This window comes from Shewanella avicenniae (genome assembly GCF_017354945.1).
GTDB classification, from domain to species: Bacteria; Pseudomonadota; Gammaproteobacteria; order Enterobacterales; family Shewanellaceae; genus Shewanella; species Shewanella avicenniae.
Genome location: NZ_CP071503.1, coordinates 935,606 through 955,133 on the forward strand (window position 1 = coordinate 935,606; position 19,528 = coordinate 955,133).

Genomic DNA, 19,528 nt, shown 5'->3' on the forward strand with positions numbered 1-19,528 from the left:
AGTCGCCTCTTTGTTTTTCGCTGCAGAGGGTGTTGAAATGACCCCTCATTACTTCAGCGGCAGGTAGATGTCGGTCAGCAACTCACATTCATCCACCTCATGAATAAAGTTGAGCCAGTGAAAAAAGCACGGAAAATCTCTGAGCTCTTCGCCACTGTCTGGCAGCCAGTCACGATATAAGGCATACACACTGTCTGACAGATTATCGTGGCTGCCGTGATGGCGCAGCACTGCAAATCGTCCGCCGGGGATTTCGCCGTTTGTTACACCAACAGCGTTTTCTGGCACTGGTACGGTGACTGTGCCTGCAATATCAAAGCGAAATTCGTCAGCGGGCACTGTGGCTGGATCGGCATAGGGAATGCCAAAGGTGTCGCTGCTGGCAATCGGCGAAAGCCCAGTGGTTTTGCGCCATTCAATAAATTTAGCAGCGGTCTCTAACACGCGCTCTGGCGCGCCACGGTGGCTTAAGTAAGCGATTTGTTGGGTTGGTTTTTCAATAATTCTAATCTGCATCGGTTGCGTCCCTGTGCTGAGGTTGGGCAGTTGAAATACGTGATGCCATTGAGACCAATCAGGCGCTTGGCGAAACTCCGACGGGGTTTGGCCAAAGGTTTTCTTAAAGGTACGCGCAAAGGCTTCAGGGCTGCTAAAGCCTGCATTGAGCGCAATATCGATAATTTTCAGCGGTTCAAATGCCAGTTGAAACCCCGCCCGTTTTAACTTGGCCAACTGAATATAGCGGGTGCTGCTCACCCCAAGTTGTGCCACAAACAAGCGATGAAAATGAAACCGTGAACACGCGGCCACATCGCACAGCTGCGCTGGGGTTAACACTTCATCTAAGTGTTGTTGAATAAACTCGCAAACACGGGCAATCCGTGACAGTTGAACCGACATTGGCTGACTCCTCAATAGCTGCCAGCAGTGTGGCAGCGATTAAGCACAAAAGCCTGATTGAAATTGCCATATTGCACCGTTGAGATACGCTCAGCAGCGAACGCGATTACAGCCAACGATGACGATAGAAAAACCACAACTGCAGCGCCACAATCAAAAATAGCCCCGCACAAAATGCAGCGAATGCCCAAGGCGTTTCAGCACCAGGAATTCCGGCAATATTGACTCCAAGCAAGCCAGTCAAAAAGCCTAATGGCAGGAAAATAGCCGAAATTAACGATAAGAAATAAAGCCGTTGGTTGACCGCTTCAGATTGATGGTTTTGCAACTCCTCTTGTGCCACCGTGGCTCGCTCGCGGATTGAATCGAGATCTTCAATGCCCCTTACAAGAGTGTCGTTTATTTCGTTAAAATTCAGCCGCTGGTGCTCATCAAACATCCCCGCTGAGTCATTGAGCAGCTTACTGAACGCATCGCGCTGTGGCGCTAAATAACGGCGTACTACCACGGTTTGGCGGCGCAGCTCAGCGATGTCGGTACGCAGATCTCGGCGGTTGCCATCGAGTAGGTTGTCTTCAAGATCATCTAAACGTGCTTCTAATTGATCGATAAAGGTGACATTGCGCTCGGTGAGGCGTTCAGTAATGCCCAATAAAAAGCCACCGCTATTGACCGGCCCGTTACCGTCGATAATCTCTTCCACTAAGCTTTTTACCGATAATAAATCGCGACTGCTGGTGGTGATAATACGTTGATTTGAAATATAAATGCGGATAGACACCATATCTTCTGGGTCGGCACCTGGATTCAGGTTGATGCCCCGCAACGCTAGCAGTAAGCCATCGCCTGAGCGTAACACCCGTGGCCGCGTGTCTTGCGCTAATAACGCATCGGTTTCGAGATGAGTGAGACCACTGGCTTGTTCAAGCCACGCCTCGGTGGCGGGATGTTTGTAGTTAAAGTGCAGCCAGATTAACCCCTGTGCTGGGGCCGTGCCGAGTGCCTCCTCTTTGCTGAGTTGCCTTGGCGCGTGTTCGCCATTTAATTGCAATGCGCTCACTAATCCATCAGGCATCTTAAACCCTCCTCTTTTACAGTGCCTTCACGCTAACTCAATCGTGCAATATTGAGAAGTGAAGAATGTTTCCCTAAGGCATTCTTAGCCGAGCTGGATTAAAATAAAACTAACAGAACAACACACGAGAATTCCCATGGAATATGAATTTAGACGTGATATTGCCAGTGGCGCGCCTTGGGCAAGTTTCAGTATGGAACACCAGATTATGGGGCAGTGGTTTTCCGAAGAGCTGGGCAATGACAACGGCATTTGTGAGCAAGTCAAACGCGCTATTGAGCAACTCCAACACGGTAAACTGAATGACTGGCAGCTGGTGGGCGGCGACTTAACCTTGCAGATGGATACTGAGCAAGTGCGTATCTATGCCAATGTGCTCGATTTTGAAAGCGACGCTGACATCGAAGAAAATATGTCGCTGTATGATGCCGAATCTGAAGCCTATTGCGGTCTCGAAGATTTTGAGCAGGTGCTTGATAGCTGGCAGCGATTTATTGCCGAACGTTAATCTGGTGCGCTAATCCGTTGCGCTGGGGTGTTGCGGCGATATCGAGCCTAAAATAATTCAGCCAAACAGCAAGGCTATTTGGCTGGTGTGCGCAGAGTGTTGACGAAACAACACGACAGTCAGCAGCGATTAACGATTGAGATATCTGACCGCCATTTCTGTACGTGATTTGGCATCCGCCTTGCGCAGTAGATTCTTCACATGCACTTTGACCGTGCCTTCACTGATATGCAGCACATCAGAAATCATTCGGTTGCTCAAACCTTCGGCGAGATGTTGCAGTATTTGCAGCTCTCTTGGGGTCAGCGCGTCAATCCATTCATTTTCATCGGTTGTTGAAGCCAGTTCATCGAGAAATTCGACCACTTCTTCGCTCACCACGGTTTTGCCGGACATCGCTTGCTTTAATTGGCTCAGCAGCAGATCGGGCTCAGTGTCTTTTAACAGGTAACCATCTGCGCCCGCTTTTAATAAGCGCACCACATCTTGTTTGGCATCGGACACGGTTAGAATGATGATTTTGCAGGTCACATCTTCTTGGCGCAGCGCGTTCAGCGTGTCGAGGCCGGACATGCCTTTCATGTTCAAATCAAGCAGTACAATATCGGGTTCATCTTCCGCCAGTGCCGACAGCGCATCAATGCCGCTACCCGCTTCACCAAACAGGCTAAAACTCGCATCCGACTCCAATAGCTGACAAATGCCACGCCTTAGCAGGGGGTGGTCGTCAACTACCATTACGGAATATACCTCAGCCATTGTCTTGCTCCTGTTGTGGTGGAAATATCAAGGTCACTTTGGCGCCGCCAGATTCATTGGCGCTGAATGTTACATCGCCTGCAAGCCGACTAGCACGCTCATGCATGATACTGATACCAAAATGCTGTTCTCGCTCTTTAATATGCTCCAAGCCGATGCCGTCGTCGCTGATGCATATCACAGCCATGTTATCAGCATTTTTTTCACATGACACTTTGATATGTTTTGCCTTTGCATGTTTGATCGCATTTAAGGTGGCTTCGCGAGTAAGTTGAAGAATATGAATATGTTGGTGTGCTGCCAGCAGGTGCGATGGCAGTTTAAAATCGAGGCTGATTTCCGCCTCTGTCTGTGGCCTAAGTTGATCTAACATCGCCTCCAATGCACTGCGTAAATTAGGCTCTTTTACTGTGAGGCGGAAGGTGGACAGCAGCTCACGCAGCTGTGCATAAGCGGTATTAACCCCTTCATTGATTTCGCCCAACTGCTGTTCGACTTTGTCGGTGCGGCACTGTTGTTCTAAGCCTTTATTGAGCAGGCTGATCTGAATTTTGAGGAAAGAGAGCAGTTGCCCTAATGAATCATGCAACTCGCGGGCAATGACCGCCCGTTCTTCTAGTAGTGCCAATTGTTGCCGCTCTTCTGAGGCATTATGAATGATGATTGAGCGCGCTAACATCAAGGCAAAGTTTTGAAATAGGTGCGAGTTGAGATTCGAGTCAGAAATGATCTCTAAATAGCCTAAGCGTTGCTGTTCGAAGATCACTGGATAGCAGGTCGTTCGCGGATGCTCTGGCCAATCATCGGTGGCAGATACCACTTCCATCTCTTCATCGTCTTGTTGAATCACCAGCCGCAGATAATGGAGATGCTCGTATTCTTTGAGCTGGCGGAGTGACTTACGCAGCAGTTCAAAATTGAGTTGATCGGAGTTAAGCATGATGAGGTTATCGTACAGAAAACTCAGCTCCTTGTTGGCACGCGTAAGTGCGATGGTTTGCTCCTCGACTTGAGACTCCAGTGCGCCATACAGGGTTGCCAGCTCAGATACGGTAGAGCGCAGCGCACCCGAAAGGGCACTGAGCTCTTCATATTCCGAGGTTGGAATCGTCACATCGAAGCGGCCTTGAGCAATAATTTGTGCCGACTCCATCATCTTTCCTAGAGGTTCAGCCACTTTACGCCGCATAAAACGCACCGCAATAAAGGCGATGACCATCATTAGGCTTAGCCCGATAACTTGAAAGATAACCAGCAGCTTGAGCTTAAAAGCCGCATGCTGCTCCATTTCAAATACGAGGGTGTTGATGGTGTCCACAAAGCCTTTAACTGAGGCCGCATAGTCTCGGGAGTTTTCAGCCTCGGCGTAAGCTTTCATGGTTTGCCATTTTTCGATGACCAATTGATATTGCTGCTGCATCGCTTTCGGTGCAGTCCAATCCGAAGCGCTTTTCAGCTCGTCGGAATAGAGAGTATTTTCGAATTCTTGAATTTTCTCTTCCAGCACTTTGCTGTCGCTGTCGGCGTAAAATAGCAGTCGATAGCTTTGCATCCTGAGTGAGCCAGAGGCGTTGATAGCGCGAGAGTCACCCAAGCTGTAGGACAAGTTGACGATAGAAAAACTTGCGAGTCCGCTCGACAGTAGGATCAGCAGCATCATCATCCCTAATATGGTTGCCGTGAGACTTCCCTTTTTCATTATTAGCGCCTTTTTAAATTAATTAGGTGTATCTAATTGAGAAATAAATATTTACACAATAGCATGAATTAATTGTCGCGTTGTTCAAGGTGGTTAACCTTAGTTTCATTAGTGGTATTTAAAGTTACATAACATTTGCGCAAAGTTGTGAACTAGGTCTCGCGCATAGTTTGATCTGACGCAAGTTTACTCAGGGATATTACCTAAGAGGTATATATCGACCAGGTGTAAAGGACTACTTTTCATACCGAAAGTCGTGCTAACGCCACGCAATAATGAAAAATAACACGGAGATGAGATGGTGAAAAACTTCAGCAGAAAATCTATCACTGCAAGCATGCTGATGGCCGCCACCGTTATGGCTGCTGGTGCATTTGCGAGTGACAAAACTGAGCCTCGCAGCGAAGTTTACAAAGACAAATTCAAAGCGCAGTTTGCCTCATGGCATGCCACTGATGAAAGCAAAGACAACACGGATCTGTTAGCTGCTGACCCTAACTTAGTAGTGTTATGGGCAGGCTATGGCTTTGCGAAAGATTACAATGCACCTCGTGGCCATATGTATGCACTGGGTGATGTACGCGCTACTTTGCGTACCGGTGCACCACGTGCTGAAGGTGACGGTCCAATGCCAATGGCGTGTTGGAGCTGTAAAAGCCCTGACGTACCACGCGTGATTGAAGAGCAAGGTGAAGACGGTTACTTCACCGGCAAGTGGTACAAAGGCGGTAAAGAGATCTCTAACACCATCGGCTGTTCAGACTGTCACGAAAAAGGCAGCTCTAAGCTGCGTTTGAGTCGTCCATTTGCTGAGCGTGCGTTTGAAACGATTGACCAACCGTTTGATAAAGCGTCACGCAACCAAAAGCAATCTATGGTGTGTTCACAATGTCACGTTGAATACTACTTCGAAAAAGTTGAAGGTCGTAAAGGCTTCGTGAAGTTCCCATGGGACAACGGCACCTCAGTTGAAGCGATGGAAACCTACTACGACAGCATCAACTTTGCTGACTGGACTCATAAGATTTCTAAAACACCAATGCTGAAAGCGCAACACCCAGGTTATGAAACTTGGTCAAGCGGTGTTCACGGTGCTAACAACGTGTCTTGTGTTGATTGCCACATGCCAAAAGTGACCAACGACCAAGGCCGTAAATACACTGATCATAAAGTGGGTAACCCATTTGATCGCTTTGAAGATACCTGCGCGCGTTGCCACACTCAATCCAAAGAGTTCATGGTTGGCCAATACGAAAAAGGCAAAGCAAAAGTTAAAGAGTTGAAAGCAACTGCAGAAGAGCAATTGGTTCGCGCTCACTTTGAAGCGGGTGCTGCATGGGAAGCTGGTGCAACTGAAGCGGAAATGCAACCGATTCTGACCGATATCCGTCACGCTCAATGGCGCTGGGATTACTCGATTGCTTCACACGGCGTATATGCACACAACCCAACTGAAGCCTTGCGTATTTTGGGTACTGCTGTAGACAAAGCGGCTAACGCTCGTATCCAACTGGCTCAGCTGTTGGCTAAAAAAGGTGTTGCACAGCCTATCGCAATCCCAGATATCTCCACCAAAGCAAAAGCACAAGCTGTGGTTGGACTGGACATGGAAAAACTGAATGCTGAGAAAGAAGCATTCAAGAAAGAAGTGTTACCAGAGTGGGATGCTGCTGCGAAAAAACGTGAAGCAACTTACTAATACTGATTAACTCCTCCTTATGCAAAGGCCTTCGAATTCGAAGGCCTTTTTGTATTCGCTTGGCGGCACGTGTGCCTCATTCATTTACTCATTGAGCAATAGCTCGGAATTGCCACTGACTCATCTTACTGGGCAGGAAAAGGATAAGACCTGAATCCTCGCGACCGAGTTAACTCGTGCTCAGTGGATCGTTAGCTTCCCATTCGCGGCAGTTGCAAACCCAGTGTTGATACGACGAATAGTTGCTGCATGGCATGGTGGCTTAGGCAGGCTGGCGGAGACGAGTCTCGTTCATTGGGGCAATACTGGCAAACGATATCCACCTGCAGTTGATGCCCCTAGCGCATGAGTAGCAAAGCCTAGTTTCAGTGCCGCCTGTGCATCAGCGCCCAATGTAGCCAGCAAAAGCACCAACCTCAAGTGAGTACTTGCAAGCAGCGTCAGTACACCTAGGTCAGAAAATCTAGGCCGGCAAATGTAGGCCGTTATCGGCGTCACCAAAGAAAACGCCCCGACCTTAATAGCCCGGGGCGCTTTGGTATAAATCGCGTCAGCGTTTATTGCTGCTATTGCTGCGGCAACCACCACCAACGATATAAGCGTGACCAAATGTAGCCGATGAAGCCAAATATAATGCCAAACAGCTTTTTGACATCTTCTAGGATCAGATAGGCCAGCGGCACCATAATCAGTGTCACTATAGTGGAGAACAGAATACCGAACGCCAATGATACTGCCATTGGGATCATGATCTGCGCTTGCAGGCTCTTTTCTGCCATGATCGGCACCAAGCCCACGAAGGTGGTCAGAGAGGTGAGGATGATGGCGCGGAACCGTTCACAACCTGAGTTAATGGCCGCTTCACGAATCGAATAGCCTTCTTCCCGCGCACGGTTAACGAAGTCCACCAGAATTAACGAGTCGTTTACCACCACCCCAGCCAGCGCCACAATGCCGCATAAGCTGAGAATGCTCATCGATAAGCCAAGGAACAAATGACCAAACAGCGCACCGATCATCCCAAATGGAATCACCGACATGATAATCAAGGGCTGGCTATATGAACGCAAAGGAACCGCCATCAGTGCGTAGATACAGAAAACGGCAAACACAAAGCCTTTGACCAAACCAATCAAAGCATCTTGTTCATCCTGACTGGTACCATCGAGAGTGGTTGATATCTGCGGGTACTTTTTCGCCAGTTCAGGCAAAAAGTTCTCGGTGATATCTTTGACCACTTTTGAGGGTTCGACTTTGTCCTTGTTGGCGTTGGCACTGATGGTAATTGCGCGGCGGCCATCAACACGGATGATAGAAGAATACGACTCACCAAGCTGCACATTGGCCACGCTGCTAAATGGCACTTGGGCACCACTGGCAGTACGGATCATCATATTTTCTAAATAACCTAAGCTGGTACGCTGCTCTTGTGGGTAGCGCACCATCACTTTGATCTCTTCTTTGTTACGCAGCAGACGTTGCGCTTCAAAACCGTAGAAGCCATAACGCACTTGGCGAGCGAGATCCGACAGGGTTAAACCGAGCGCTTCCGCTTCGGGTTTGATGCTCAACCGGATCTCATGGCTCCCTGACGAAAAGTTATCGGCCACGTCATAGATGCCATCAAAGGTTTCCAGTTTGTGTTTCAGTTCATCAGAAGCTGCAGACAGCTGCTCAAGGTTAGCGGATACCAAGCGGAAAGACACATCGCCACCTTGACCATTGGTGCTGGCGTTGAAGTTCAGGTTTTTCACCGCGACCAATTCAGGCAGTTGTTTGCGCCATGCTTCAACAATACCATTGCCATCCACGTCACGTTCTTCTGACTTGGTCAGCTCTGCAAAGATAAAGGCTGAGGTACGGCCATTCATATTCACAAAACTATGGTTCACTACGGGATAACCTAGTTCAGTTTCCATTTTGGCGTTCATCGAATACAGCGCATCTTCAATCTGCATCACCACTTTTTGAGTGTTGATTTCAGAGGAGCCTTCATCCATTTCAAGGTTCACTTGGATAAAGTCAGACGGAATATCCGGGAAAAATACCCAACGCACTTTGCCGGTAGACACCATCGCAATCGAGATAAACAGAATGCAGGTGAACAGGATCATCACAGTGTAGCGATTCGGAATCAGACGCTCCATAAAACCACGGTATTTCACATCAATAAAATGCTGTACTAGGTTATTGAAACGGCGACGGTTGCGCGCGGCAAAGCTGTTGCTGGTCTTACTAGGTTTCATATGCGCCAAGTGCGCAGGTAGGATCAATTTAGATTCAACCAGCGAGAAGCCCAAACACAGTACCACGATCAAGCCGATGGAAATCCAGATGATCCCCATTGGCCCCGGTACCATCAGCATCGGAATAAATGCCGCGATGGTGGTCAGTACCCCAAAGGTGGCGGGCATGGCGACCTTTTTGGCGCCACGAATCACGTTCTCGACCGAATGGCCGTATTTTTCCGTTTCGGTATGGGCACTCTCGCCAATCACAATGGCGTCGTCCACGAGGATCCCGAGTACCAAAATAAAGGCAAATAGCGTCAGCATGTTGATCGACAGACCAAACATCTCCAACGGCATCAACGCCAATGCTCCGAGGAAACACACCGGCAGACCGAGCATGACCCAGAACGCCAATTTTAAATCAAGGAAGATTGCCAGAATCACAAACACCAACAAGGCACCGTAGAGCATGTTGGATAACATCATGCTGAGGCGACCTTTGAGGTAGTGGGTTAAATCACCCCAATAATCGAGTTGCGCCCCCGTCGGCAAGGTGGCTTTGCGTTTGGCAACAAAGGCCTTTACTTGGTCGGCAATCGCAATCGCATCTTGGTCATCAATACTGGTGACTTCGATAATGGCGGCGGGTTTGCCGTCAAAGCGGGTGTAATCCAAGCGTTCTTCAAAACCGTCATCAATATGCGCTACATCGGTTAGCATCACGCGGCTGCCATCGGCTCGGGTACTGACCACGATTTGGGCAAAATCGTCATAGGTATAGGCTTGCGCCTTGGTACGCAGCAGAATATTACCGTCTTGAGCACGAATAGAACCGCCCGGTAGGTCAAGCGAATAGCTTTGAACCGCGCTGGCCACTTGGGAGAAGGTTAAGCCGTACTCACGCAGTTTATCTTCAGATAGCTCAATACTGATTTCATAATTGAGCACGCCGGTCACACTGGCACGAGTTACCGCCGGTAAATCGGTCAGTTCATCGCGGATCTGCTTTGCCAACTCTTTCATGTCATGGCTATCAATATCGCCATAGACCGACACCCAAATCACATTGTTTTCAGGGCGAATGCGGTGAATATCAGGGCGTTCAATGTTGGCCGGAAATGTTGAGATGGAGTCGATACGCATTTTGGCTTCATCGAGTACATCTTGTGGCTCATAACCATCGGCGACTTCAATCTGTACTGAGCCAACGCCGTCGCTGGCAGTTGAGGTGATTTTTTTAATCCCCACCACATCCCGCAACGCTTCTTCAATCTTGATGTTAATCCCTTCTTCAATCTCTTGCGGTGCGGCGCCAGGGTAGGCCACCGTAATACTCAAAAAGTTGAGTTCAAAGGAGGGAAAGACTTCTTTGTTGATGGTAAACGCGGAAAATAGCCCGCCAATCACCAACAGAATCATCAGCAGGTTCGCGGCAACACTGTTGCGCGCAAACCAGGCAATGATACCGGTTTCTTGTTGTTCGGCTTCCATCACTCGTTCCCTGCTTTGGCTAACTGATGGGCGGCTTCGGCATCGTCTGCTTTGCTTGAAGGCGCAACATCGCCGGCAACTTTCACTTTTAGGCCAGATTCCATATTGACCAATGCAGTTTCGGCTACGCGATCACCATGATTGAGGCTGTCTTGCAGGTATACGTTTTCTAAATCGGTACGTACCACTTTGACTGAGCGCATCTCGATGCGGTTTTCATCATTCACTACCGCAACTTTGTTATTACGCACCATGTAACGCGGCAGTTTGACCACGTTTGACAGGGTACGGCCACGGATTTCCGCATCCACAAAGCTACCGAATTTCAGCGCTAATTGACCCGTTTGGGCGATGGTATGGCGCAGGTAAGGATCTTGCACTTCGGCTACCAGATAAACCATGCGGTTATCGGGATCGACCACACCTTCACTGCGAACCACATGTGCTTGCCAGCTCACGTTTTTTCCAGCCAGTTGAGTGGTCAAGGTCACTTCAGTGTAAGGGTTATCAACCGATTCCAAATAAGCCAACTCTTTGTTGGCCAATGGCAGACGCACTTCTGCAACGTTGGTATCTAACAATTCACCGAGATTGGTACCCACGGTGACGTATTGGCCTAAGTTAACTGCGCGGGCGCTGACAATCGCATCGTACGGGGCACGAATGACGGTGCGTTCCAAATTGCGCTTAGCGCGATCTAACTCGGCTTCGGCATATTTAACATTGGCTTGTTGTTGTTTCAATTGTGGTTTGCGCAAGCCCAGCTCTGGCGGAACCCCTGAAAATCCCTTGAAATCAACTTTAGCCACTTCACCGCGCGCACGTTCTTCCTCTAACGCGGCTTGGGCTTGGGCTAAATTGGCTTCGGCTTGTTTCAACGCGGCTTGATAGTCGTAGGGCTCAATGACGGCCAGCTCATCACCTTGCTTCACCATGCCACCGGCCACAAATTGCGGCGCGATTTTTTCAATTCGACCCTGAACTTCACTCACCAACTGGGTGCGATATTTCGGGTTCACCGTGCCATACGATGCGATTGAAAGCGTGACAGTTTGTGGATCAGCGGCCACCACATTCACCACCGGCAGCGTTTCTTCTTCTGGTTTTTTCTCAGGTGGTTTCTGCGTGGCAAAAAGCGCCGCAATGACCGCGACGGTCAAAATTACAATTACGATTGGGGGTAAAACCCGTCTTAAAAAAAGATACATAGCGGTGTTCTTTCCATGTTGCAGAGCTACGGAGTGCTGTCCGTTAACTTACCAGATGCGCACAGTACGATAAATTGCTTTTTGTAAAATAAATGTGTCAAAAACTACTTGAATTGCAAGCAAAGCTTTCTGGATAGCAAAAAGGACAGCATGGCTGTCCTTTTTTTCACTAGGTGACTTATTTTGCTTATTTTTTTGCCTTCTTGCTGACTTTAGCTTTTTTGTCTCTAGCACTGACTTTTTTCTTCACCGGCGGTTTAGCTTCTTTGTGTTTTGGGCGTAGAGCTTCAATCACTCGGCGCTTTAATTTTTGCTCAGTGTAACGTTCAATTTTGCCTACAACGCCAATGTCGTGCGCTTCAACCAATGAGATTGCGGTGCCTTTTTTACCCGCACGACCGGTACGACCAATGCGGTGTACGTAGATATCAGCAGTGCGCGGCATATCAAAGTTGATCACGTGGCTGATGTCGTCAACGTCGATACCGCGTGCGGCCACGTCAGTTGCCAACAACACTTTCACTTCACCTTTGGTAAAACGGCCAAGGGCTTGAAAGCGTTTCTTTTGCTCCATATCGCCGCGCATAAATGCCGCCGGAATCCCAGCTTGTTGCAGCATGCCTTCAAGGCTGGCCACGGTTTCACGGGTTTTGGCAAACACCATAGCGCGAGTCACTTCTTCGCTGCGCAGAATATGGCATAGCAGTGCGAATTTGTGCGCTTTGTCGTCAGCCAGATGGATCCATTGATGGATTTTGTTCTTCTCGCTGCGCGGTGGTTCAGTGGCAACAACGACAGGATCGTTCAGCAGCTTCTCGGCAAAAATCTGAACGCCGGTGCCTTCTAAGGTCGCAGAGAACAGCATTTTTTGCTTACATTCTTGTGCTTCTACTGCCAAGGTTTGCACCACTTTGGCAAAGCCCATGTCCAGCATGCGGTCAGCTTCATCGATCACCAATATTTCAACATTGGTGGCTTTGAAGTTGCCTTTATCGAGGTATTCCAGCAAACGGCCAGGGGTGGCCACCAACAGGTCGATATTGCCTGCAAGCATCTCTTGCTGCGGCGCATAAGGAACACCACCGGTGATGATGCCGATGTTTAAATCGAGATCTGACGCCAGATGGCTGGCATATCGATGCACTTGGCTAGCCAGTTCACGGGTTGGGGTAAGAATCAACACGCGTGGTTGGCCAGGGCGGCGACGCGGAAAGTCGATGAGGTGCTGCAGCGCTGGCAGCAAAAAGGTGGCAGTCTTACCTGTACCCGTCGGCGCGTGCGCAAGAATATCCCGTTGCTCCATGGCGAACGGAATCGCTTGTTGTTGAATACTGGTAGGCGCCTGATGGTTCATCGCCTTTAATGAATCCAGCAACGCCGGATCTAAATCAAACTCTTCGAATTGCATGCAAATACTCTCGTATTGAATTGCGCGGCAGTATACCTGTTCGCGCCCCGCGGTAACAGCGTTTCGCGGGGTAAATTCCGCTTTAAAGCTTCAGGTAGAAATCTTGGGTCAAGCGGCGCATGGTGTCTGTGTACTGCCCATGTTGCACTAAGATGGCAAAGTCTTCCGCGATACAGTCGGCGGGGGCGGCTTGTTGGCTAAACAACAGCAACTGACGGTTGGGCGCTTTGCCCATCACACTGCTCACCGCCACCGCTAATTGTAGTGGTAGATCGACGGCTTTGGCGGCCGCTATCAGACTATGAGCTTCAACGGTTGGTAACACTAAACAGGCTATACCATCCGTGCTCAGTAACTGCGCGCAGCTTTGCATCAACTCTGTAAATGACAAGGTTAGCGCGTGGCGCGCCGTTGCGCGGTTGTTACTGGCGGCAGTGGGGCCATTCAAAAAATAGGGCGGATTACACAAAATCACATCATAGCCCGCAGTATTCGTAGCCAGAGTGGCTTCAGTAAACTGCTGAATACTTTGCTGATGCACCCGAATTTGAGCAGCCCATGGCGAGTTGGCAACATTGCTAACACAGGTATTGGCGGCGGTTTCATCCAGCTCCACAGCATCGATGATGGCCAGCGAATTGCGCTGCGCCGCCATTAAACTCAGTAAGCCGCTGCCAGCGCCAATATCTAACACCCGTTTGGCGTGGTTGATGGGCGCCCAACTGCCCAACAGTACGCTGTCAGTGCTAACGGGCATGCCACAACCAAAATCGTCCACATGGAACTGTTTAAAGGTAAACCCCATAAAATCATCATTTAACTTGCTAAAAACAGCGTTATTGTACGCGGTAATGCTGCTAAACGCGCGTCATGAATTCGGCTTATGTGGCGATAGGGTCGGCAAAGGCTAATATACCGAAAAACAGTTAATTTTTGTTGCTGGCTCTTGCTCGGCCTCGGCGCCTTTGGTAATAGTGAATCTTTGAAGGAAGGAGCGAACCGCCCTCAATCAGCGAATTGGCGTGCATTTTTACAAAGTGTTGGTAATTTCCGCTGTCGGTTCGACCTTGATATACACCCTGAAAGAACAGCCACCTTTAGCGTGAGTTTTTCTTTAAAAAAATAATAATTTCAGAGGCATATTGTGCAAAATAAGCAACTAACCGCAGGCGATATTATTGGCCTTGGATTTATGGCCTTCGCCTTCTTCTTGGGCGCGGGTAACCTAATTTTTCCGCCGTTTGCTGGCTATCAAGCGGGTGAAAACACGCCGTTTGCCATGTTGGGCTTTTTGATTACCGCCGTGGGGTTACCGCTGGCTGGCTTAATCGCCGTAGCAAAATCGAAAGGTAAAGTTATGCGGATGTTACCGCCGGTCGCTGCAACGGTATTGGCCTCTGCAATTTACATCATTATTGGCCCAGCATTCGCTGCGCCGCGCACCAGCTTGGTGGCATTCGAGATTGGCCTAAAACCCTTTATTGATAACACCGACACCATCATTCACTTGGGTGGTTTAGCGCTCAATCAAGCACAATTGCTGTTTACTATCGTGTTTTTTATTGTGGTGATGTTGTTGTCGGCCTTTCCCGGGCGCTTGATGGACAGTGTCGGTAAAGTGTTAACGCCGTTGTTGATTGCCTTGCTGGTTGGCCTGGCGATTTCGGTCATGTTATTTGCCAGTGGCAATATGCCTGCTGCTACAGGTGATTACGCCTTGCATCCGCTGTCAAAAGGGATTGTTGAAGGCTACAACACCATGGATACCTTAGCATCCTTGATGTTTGGCATGTTAATCATCGACTTGTTGCGTAAAAAGGGCATTGAAGATACCCATCTGCAAACGGTTTATCTGACCAAAGCCGCGTTTATCGCCGCTGCGGGGTTAGCCTTTGTGTATATCTCGCTGTTTTACCTTGGCGCAACTGCCGGCGAGTTGGCCTCTGGCGCAACCAATGGCGGCCAGATCCTGACCAACTATGTGAATCAACAGTTTGGTGATTTAGGCAATATTGCACTGGCCGTGGTGGTGAGCTTGGCCTGTTTAACCACTGCAGTGGGCTTGGTGACCTCTTGTTCTGATTACTTCAGCGAATTGTTCCCCGTTCTGTCCTATCGGGTGCTGGTAGTGGTGCTGAGTGTGGTGTGTGCTGTAGTAGCTAACGTGGGGTTAAGTGAGCTTATCAGCATCAGTATTCCGGTGTTGATGATGGTCTATCCAGTGGCGATTGCCTTGGTGCTGGTGACCTTCCTTGAGCGTTTCTTCCGCCGGCCGAAATTAACCCATCGCGTATCACTGTTGGTGGCACTGTTGTTTGGTATTTTTGATGGCTTGAAAGTGGCCGCGGCGTCGATGAAGTCGTTTGATGTCAGTGATGCCACGCCATTTTCGCAGGGGCTGATCCACTTTGTCGCGTGGATTTCGCCAGTGATGTCTGAGCTGCCATTGTACGATCAAGGCATGGCATGGTTGGTGCCGACCTTGGTGGCGATTGTGGTGTGTATTATCATTGGCCACAGCACTAAGCCTAGCAGCGTCAATGCCTAACATGCTTAACATTCATTAGGTGAAATCAATGGCGCTGCGGCGCCATTTTTTATTTCAGGATTGCTTTGCCAAGGAGCGTCACACGTGTCTGCTATGCCAAAGCCGTATCAGGCGGATCCCATTATTGAAGCCTTTATTGATGACCTGTGGTCAGAGCGCGGTTTGAGTGATAATACCTTGTCGGCCTATCGCACCGACTTGCAGCATTTTGATCAGTATCTGCAGCAGCGTGGAGTGCGCTTGATTGATGCCGCCCGCGATGTGGTGCAGGACTATCTCGGTAAGCGCTTTGACGAAGGCTTAAAAGCCAGTTCGCAGGCCAGACTCATGAGTAGCTTGCGGCGCTTTTACGGTTTTTTGTTAGTGGGCAAGCAGATCGACAAAGACCCAATGGCATTGATCTCATCGCCAAAACTGGCGCGTAAGCTGCCCGATACCCTCACTGAGGCAGATATTGACGCCTTGTTGGCCGAACCCAATGCCGAAGACACCATCGAAGCACGCGATAAAGCGATGCTTGAGCTGCTGTATGCCACCGGCTTACGGGTCAGCGAGCTGGTGGGGTTGACCATGGAGCAACTCGGCTTACGCCAAGGCTTAGTGCGCATTACCGGTAAAGGCGGCAAGGAGCGCTTAGTGCCGCTGGGTGAATTCGCGCTGGAAGAGTTGGAGCGCTATCTGAGCCACACGCGGCCATTGCTGCTGGGCGAGGTTGCCAGTGATGTGGTGTTTCCATCGAGCCGCTGCCGCATGATGACGCGGCAAACCTTTTGGCACCGCATCAAGTTATATGCGCTGCGCGCTGGGATTACCAAGGCGTTGTCGCCGCATACTCTGCGACACGCGTTTGCCACACATTTGCTGAATCACGGCGCTGATTTACGGGTGGTGCAGTTACTGCTGGGGCATAGTTCCTTATCAACCACCCAAATCTATACCCACGTCGCCCAAGCGCGTTTGCAACAGTTACATAGTCAATTTCATCCGCGCGGTTAACCACTAGTTCAATGTTTACCTCATTGAACACAACCGCTCACAAATGCTGAGCGGCCAACGGTTGATTTACATCATTTTTAGGGTTAACGTGCCTTCAATTGCCTGCTCGCTAATAAAGTGCTCTTCGCTTTAGCGGCGTATACAAGAGAGACGTAAAATGAAATTGCCCCGGATTGTTACCCTGTGCTTATCGCTTGCGGTAGCGCCAATGTTGTTTGCTGCGACACCCGCAGGTAAATATGACGAGTTAAAACAACAACTCACCGACCGACTCGGTATTGAAATCAATGCCCTGACCGATTCACCGATCGAGGGATTGCTGCAAGCTGTGACCAGCCACGGCATCTTGTACGTGTCTGCCGATGGCACTAAGTTGATGCAGGGCACTATCTACGATTTAAAAAATCGCATGAATAACCTCACCGAAGCGGCAATGGCGCAACCACGTTTGGAGCAGTTGAAGCCGTTTGAAAATGAGATGCTGGTGTACAAAGCCAAAAACGAAAAGCATGTGGTGACGGTGTTTACCGATATCACCTGTGGCTATTGCCGTAAGCTGCATCAACAGATGCAAGAGTATAACGATCTCGGCATTACCGTGCGTTACATGGCTTATCCTCGCGCAGGTGTACCATCGAAAGTGGCGGAAGATATGGAATCTATCTGGTGCGCTAAAGATCCATTGAAAGCGATGGATGATGCCAAAGCCGGAAAATCTGTGCCAAGCGCCACCTGTAAAGCGAATATCGCCGCTCAGTACAATCTCGGCGTAAGCTTCGGTATCAACGGCACGCCATCACTCATTTTAGAAAACGGCACCATGCTGCCAGGCTATATGCCACCAGAGAAACTGAACGATGCGCTAAGCACGCTGAACTAATTAGCGAATAGCGTTGATTCCAAGAAAAGGTGAGCCTCGGACTCACCTTTTTGTTATCTTGCCGTCAGTCAATTTGCAGAAGATATACCCTCGTGATCCATACCATAGTACGTCGCCCCACCGTTGATGACAGCCATCTGCCCAGCACTATGCATCCGCTGTTAAAGCAAATTTATGCCCGTCGCGGCGTGTTAGTGGATGATTGTGAACTGGTGCTCAAACGCCTGCTGAGCCCCGATACTATGTTGGGCTTACCCCAAGCCGCCGCTATCGTGGCCGATGCTATCGCCGCACAAAAACGGATTGTGATTGTGGGCGATTTTGATGCCGATGGTGCGACATCAACCTCGGTGTGTTTACTCGCATTACGCATGTTTGGTTATAACCACTGTGACTATCTGATCCCCAATCGGTTTGATTTTGGCTATGGCCTTAGCCCTGAAATTGTTGCGGTCGCGCAGCAGATGGGCGCTGAACTGTTGATTACCGTCGATAACGGTATCTCTTCAATTGATGGGGTTGCCGCCGCCAAAGCTGCTGGCATGCAGGTGGTGGTGACCGACCACCATTTACCCTGCAGCCAGTTACCTGCCGCTGATGCAATTGTGAATCCGAACCAGCCCGGCTGCCGTTTCGCGTCGAAATCGATTGCTGGAGTTGGGGTGGCGTTTTACTTGATGACGGCATTACGCGCTGAACTTCGCAGTCGTGATTATTTTGCTCAGCGTGGCATGCAGCAGCCGAATCTCGCCTATCTGCTTGATTTGGTCGCGCTCGGCACTGTGGCCGATGTGGTCGCACTCGATAGCAATAACCGCATTCTGGTGGATGCGGGGCTAAAACGGGTGCGTGCCGGCCAATGTCGTGTCGGCATTATCGCGCTGCTTGAAGTGGCGCGCCGCGCGCCTGAGAAAATCGTCGCCGCTGATTTTGGTTTTGCTGTCGGCCCACGGCTGAACGCTGCTGGCCGCTTGGATGATATGTCGCTCGGGGTCGAAACCTTATTGTGTGACGACATGATGTCGGCGCGGCGCATGGCCGCTGAACTCGACGGGCTCAATCAAGAGCGCCGCGAGCTGGAAGCGGGCATGCAGCAAGAAGCACTGCAACGGTTGCGAACGCTTGAGTTTGGCCAAGCAGATATGCCGTGGGGGATTGCGCTGTATCAGGCGGACTGGCATCAAGGGGTGATCGGCATTTTGGCGTCACGCATTAAAGAGCGCTATCACCGCCCGGTGATTGCCTTCGCTGAAGCGAGCGACACTGAAATTAAAGGTTCGGCGCGTTCAATTGCTGGTCTGCATATGCGTGATGTGCTGGAGTTGGTGAACAGTCGGCACCCAGGCATGATTAAAAAGTTTGGTGGCCACGCGATGGCTGCAGGCTTAACCCTTGAAAAATCGGCGTTTAACCAGTTTGCGCAAGCATTTGATGAAGCGGTGCACAATCAGCTATCTGAAAAGGATTTAGCTGGCGAGCTGCTCAGTGACGGTGAATTACCGCTGGAGCTGTTTACCCTCGATACAGCGCAGTTGCTGCGTGATGGCGGCCCTTGGGGGCAGGCATTTCCTGAGCCCGTGTTCGACGGTCACTTTCGTATTCTGCAGCAGCGCTTGGTGGGCGAGAAGCACCTCAAGTTGGTGCTTGAAAGCGAATGTAGCAGCGTAATGGTGGATGCGATTGCCTTTAACGTCGATCTCAGCGTTTGGCCCGATGCCTCAGTGCAATATATTCGTGCTGTGTATAAATTGGATATTAATGAGTTTCGCGGCAACATCAGTTTGCAGCTGCTGATTGATCAACTTGAACCGCTTTGACGAGTCGCTTTGACCATAGCTGTGTAGTGGGGATTAGCCAGCGCTTTTTGCTGTGCCGATTTCGCTGCAGTATTTGATCAAAGCCAACGGCAATCTTTCTGGTTGCCGTTTAATTTTTTACTAGATGTGAAAATTTTTCACCAGTTCACAAATCCGACAAAATCCTCTGTTAAATTTCGCCAATTTGCTGGCAAATCGATCCTTCTTTGACGGCAGAACACTAAAATAATTCCTGAGAAAAAAAGATTAATGTAAAAAAATTGTTTCCTGCTTTACAAAAATTTTCAACACGCTATAAGGTGTATTGGA

General features: G+C 49.6%; 14 protein-coding genes. 6 read left to right on the forward strand and 8 right to left on the reverse strand.

Features of this window, described 5'->3' with window-relative positions:
* Positions 1-48 precede the first annotated feature (48 nt).
* Together JYB87_RS04040 and JYB87_RS04045 are read right to left on the reverse strand one after the other, a co-directional pair.
* Positions 49-900 (reverse strand): AraC family transcriptional regulator, encoded by an 852-nt coding sequence (locus JYB87_RS04040; protein ID WP_207355633.1) that lies wholly within the window; start codon positions 898-900, stop codon positions 49-51.
* A 106-nt stretch (positions 901-1,006) separates the two neighbouring features.
* Entirely contained in the window at positions 1,007-1,975 is a 969-nt protein-coding gene (locus tag JYB87_RS04045) for a zinc transporter ZntB (RefSeq protein WP_207355634.1), read from the reverse strand.
* 136 nt (positions 1,976-2,111) lie between these two features.
* Here JYB87_RS04045 and JYB87_RS04050 point away from each other — a divergent pair, with 136 nt between their 5' ends.
* On the forward strand, positions 2,112-2,483 hold the full coding sequence (locus JYB87_RS04050) for a YacL family protein (RefSeq protein ID WP_207355635.1): 372 nt from the start codon (positions 2,112-2,114) through the stop codon (positions 2,481-2,483).
* Between the two features lie 129 nt (positions 2,484-2,612).
* Here the strand turns inward: JYB87_RS04050 and JYB87_RS04055 are convergent, their stop codons facing one another.
* Complete coding sequence (locus JYB87_RS04055; RefSeq protein WP_207355636.1) at positions 2,613-3,242, reverse strand: response regulator; 630 nt, start codon at positions 3,240-3,242, stop codon at positions 2,613-2,615.
* Entirely contained in the window at positions 3,235-4,941 is a 1,707-nt protein-coding gene (gene narQ / locus JYB87_RS04060) for a nitrate/nitrite two-component system sensor histidine kinase NarQ (RefSeq protein WP_207355637.1), read from the reverse strand. Before narQ ends, JYB87_RS04055 begins: the two co-directional genes overlap by 8 nt.
* A 298-nt stretch (positions 4,942-5,239) precedes the next feature.
* Here narQ and nrfA point away from each other — a divergent pair, with 298 nt between their 5' ends.
* Positions 5,240-6,640 (forward strand): ammonia-forming nitrite reductase cytochrome c552 subunit, encoded by a 1,401-nt coding sequence (gene nrfA / locus JYB87_RS04065; RefSeq protein ID WP_207355638.1) that lies wholly within the window; start codon positions 5,240-5,242, stop codon positions 6,638-6,640.
* A gap of 566 nt (positions 6,641-7,206) precedes the next feature.
* Here nrfA and JYB87_RS04070 read toward each other — a convergent pair.
* From JYB87_RS04070 to JYB87_RS04085, 4 genes are all read right to left on the reverse strand, one after another.
* Positions 7,207-10,362, reverse strand: a complete 3,156-nt coding sequence (locus JYB87_RS04070) for an efflux RND transporter permease subunit (protein WP_207355639.1) — start codon at positions 10,360-10,362, stop codon at positions 7,207-7,209.
* A complete protein-coding gene (locus JYB87_RS04075) occupies positions 10,362-11,570 on the reverse strand; it encodes an efflux RND transporter periplasmic adaptor subunit (RefSeq protein WP_207355640.1) in 1,209 nt (402 codons plus the stop codon). The genes JYB87_RS04070 and JYB87_RS04075 overlap by 1 nt, the downstream gene beginning before the upstream one ends.
* 187 nt (positions 11,571-11,757) lie before the next feature.
* Positions 11,758-12,978, reverse strand: coding sequence for an ATP-dependent RNA helicase SrmB (gene srmB / locus JYB87_RS04080; protein WP_207355641.1), 1,221 nt, complete (start codon positions 12,976-12,978; stop codon positions 11,758-11,760).
* Between the two features lie 82 nt (positions 12,979-13,060).
* Positions 13,061-13,783, reverse strand: a complete 723-nt coding sequence (locus tag JYB87_RS04085) for a tRNA1(Val) (adenine(37)-N6)-methyltransferase (RefSeq protein ID WP_207355642.1) — start codon at positions 13,781-13,783, stop codon at positions 13,061-13,063.
* Between the two features lie 339 nt (positions 13,784-14,122).
* On the opposite strand from JYB87_RS04085, the gene brnQ reads away from it, so the two are divergent.
* From brnQ to recJ, 4 genes are all read left to right on the forward strand, one after another.
* The gene (brnQ, locus tag JYB87_RS04090; protein WP_207355643.1) at positions 14,123-15,526 is read left to right on the forward strand and encodes a branched-chain amino acid transport system II carrier protein; all 1,404 of its coding nucleotides are present in this window, start codon (positions 14,123-14,125) and stop codon (positions 15,524-15,526) included.
* A gap of 93 nt (positions 15,527-15,619) precedes the next feature.
* Positions 15,620-16,522 (forward strand): site-specific tyrosine recombinase XerD, encoded by a 903-nt coding sequence (gene xerD / locus JYB87_RS04095; RefSeq protein WP_207356588.1) that lies wholly within the window; start codon positions 15,620-15,622, stop codon positions 16,520-16,522.
* Between the two features lie 157 nt (positions 16,523-16,679).
* A complete protein-coding gene (gene dsbC / locus JYB87_RS04100) occupies positions 16,680-17,402 on the forward strand; it encodes a bifunctional protein-disulfide isomerase/oxidoreductase DsbC (RefSeq protein ID WP_207355644.1) in 723 nt (240 codons plus the stop codon).
* A 92-nt stretch (positions 17,403-17,494) separates the two neighbouring features.
* On the forward strand, positions 17,495-19,219 hold the full coding sequence (recJ, locus tag JYB87_RS04105; RefSeq protein WP_207355645.1) for a single-stranded-DNA-specific exonuclease RecJ: 1,725 nt from the start codon (positions 17,495-17,497) through the stop codon (positions 19,217-19,219).
* The last annotated feature ends 309 nt before the right edge of the window (positions 19,220-19,528 follow it).

What these genes read in the sequence shown, in the direction of transcription:
- JYB87_RS04040 (WP_207355633.1), bottom strand. Translation starts at nt 900, where the DNA reads ATGTCGGTTCAACTGTCACGGATTGCCCGTGTTTGCGAGTTTATTCAA.
- JYB87_RS04045 (WP_207355634.1), bottom strand. Translation starts at nt 1,975, where the DNA reads ATGCCTGATGGATTAGTGAGCGCATTGCAATTAAATGGCGAACACGCG.
- JYB87_RS04050 (WP_207355635.1), top strand. Translation starts at nt 2,112, where the DNA reads ATGGAATATGAATTTAGACGTGATATTGCCAGTGGCGCGCCTTGGGCA.
- JYB87_RS04055 (WP_207355636.1), bottom strand. Translation starts at nt 3,242, where the DNA reads ATGGCTGAGGTATATTCCGTAATGGTAGTTGACGACCACCCCCTGCTA.
- narQ (WP_207355637.1), bottom strand. Translation starts at nt 4,941, where the DNA reads ATGAAAAAGGGAAGTCTCACGGCAACCATATTAGGGATGATGATGCTG.
- nrfA (WP_207355638.1), top strand. Translation starts at nt 5,240, where the DNA reads ATGGTGAAAAACTTCAGCAGAAAATCTATCACTGCAAGCATGCTGATG.
- JYB87_RS04070 (WP_207355639.1), bottom strand. Translation starts at nt 10,362, where the DNA reads ATGGAAGCCGAACAACAAGAAACCGGTATCATTGCCTGGTTTGCGCGC.
- JYB87_RS04075 (WP_207355640.1), bottom strand. Translation starts at nt 11,570, where the DNA reads ATGTATCTTTTTTTAAGACGGGTTTTACCCCCAATCGTAATTGTAATT.
- srmB (WP_207355641.1), bottom strand. Translation starts at nt 12,978, where the DNA reads ATGCAATTCGAAGAGTTTGATTTAGATCCGGCGTTGCTGGATTCATTA.
- JYB87_RS04085 (WP_207355642.1), bottom strand. Translation starts at nt 13,783, where the DNA reads ATGGGGTTTACCTTTAAACAGTTCCATGTGGACGATTTTGGTTGTGGC.
- xerD (WP_207356588.1), top strand. Translation starts at nt 15,620, where the DNA reads ATGCCAAAGCCGTATCAGGCGGATCCCATTATTGAAGCCTTTATTGAT.
- dsbC (WP_207355644.1), top strand. Translation starts at nt 16,680, where the DNA reads ATGAAATTGCCCCGGATTGTTACCCTGTGCTTATCGCTTGCGGTAGCG.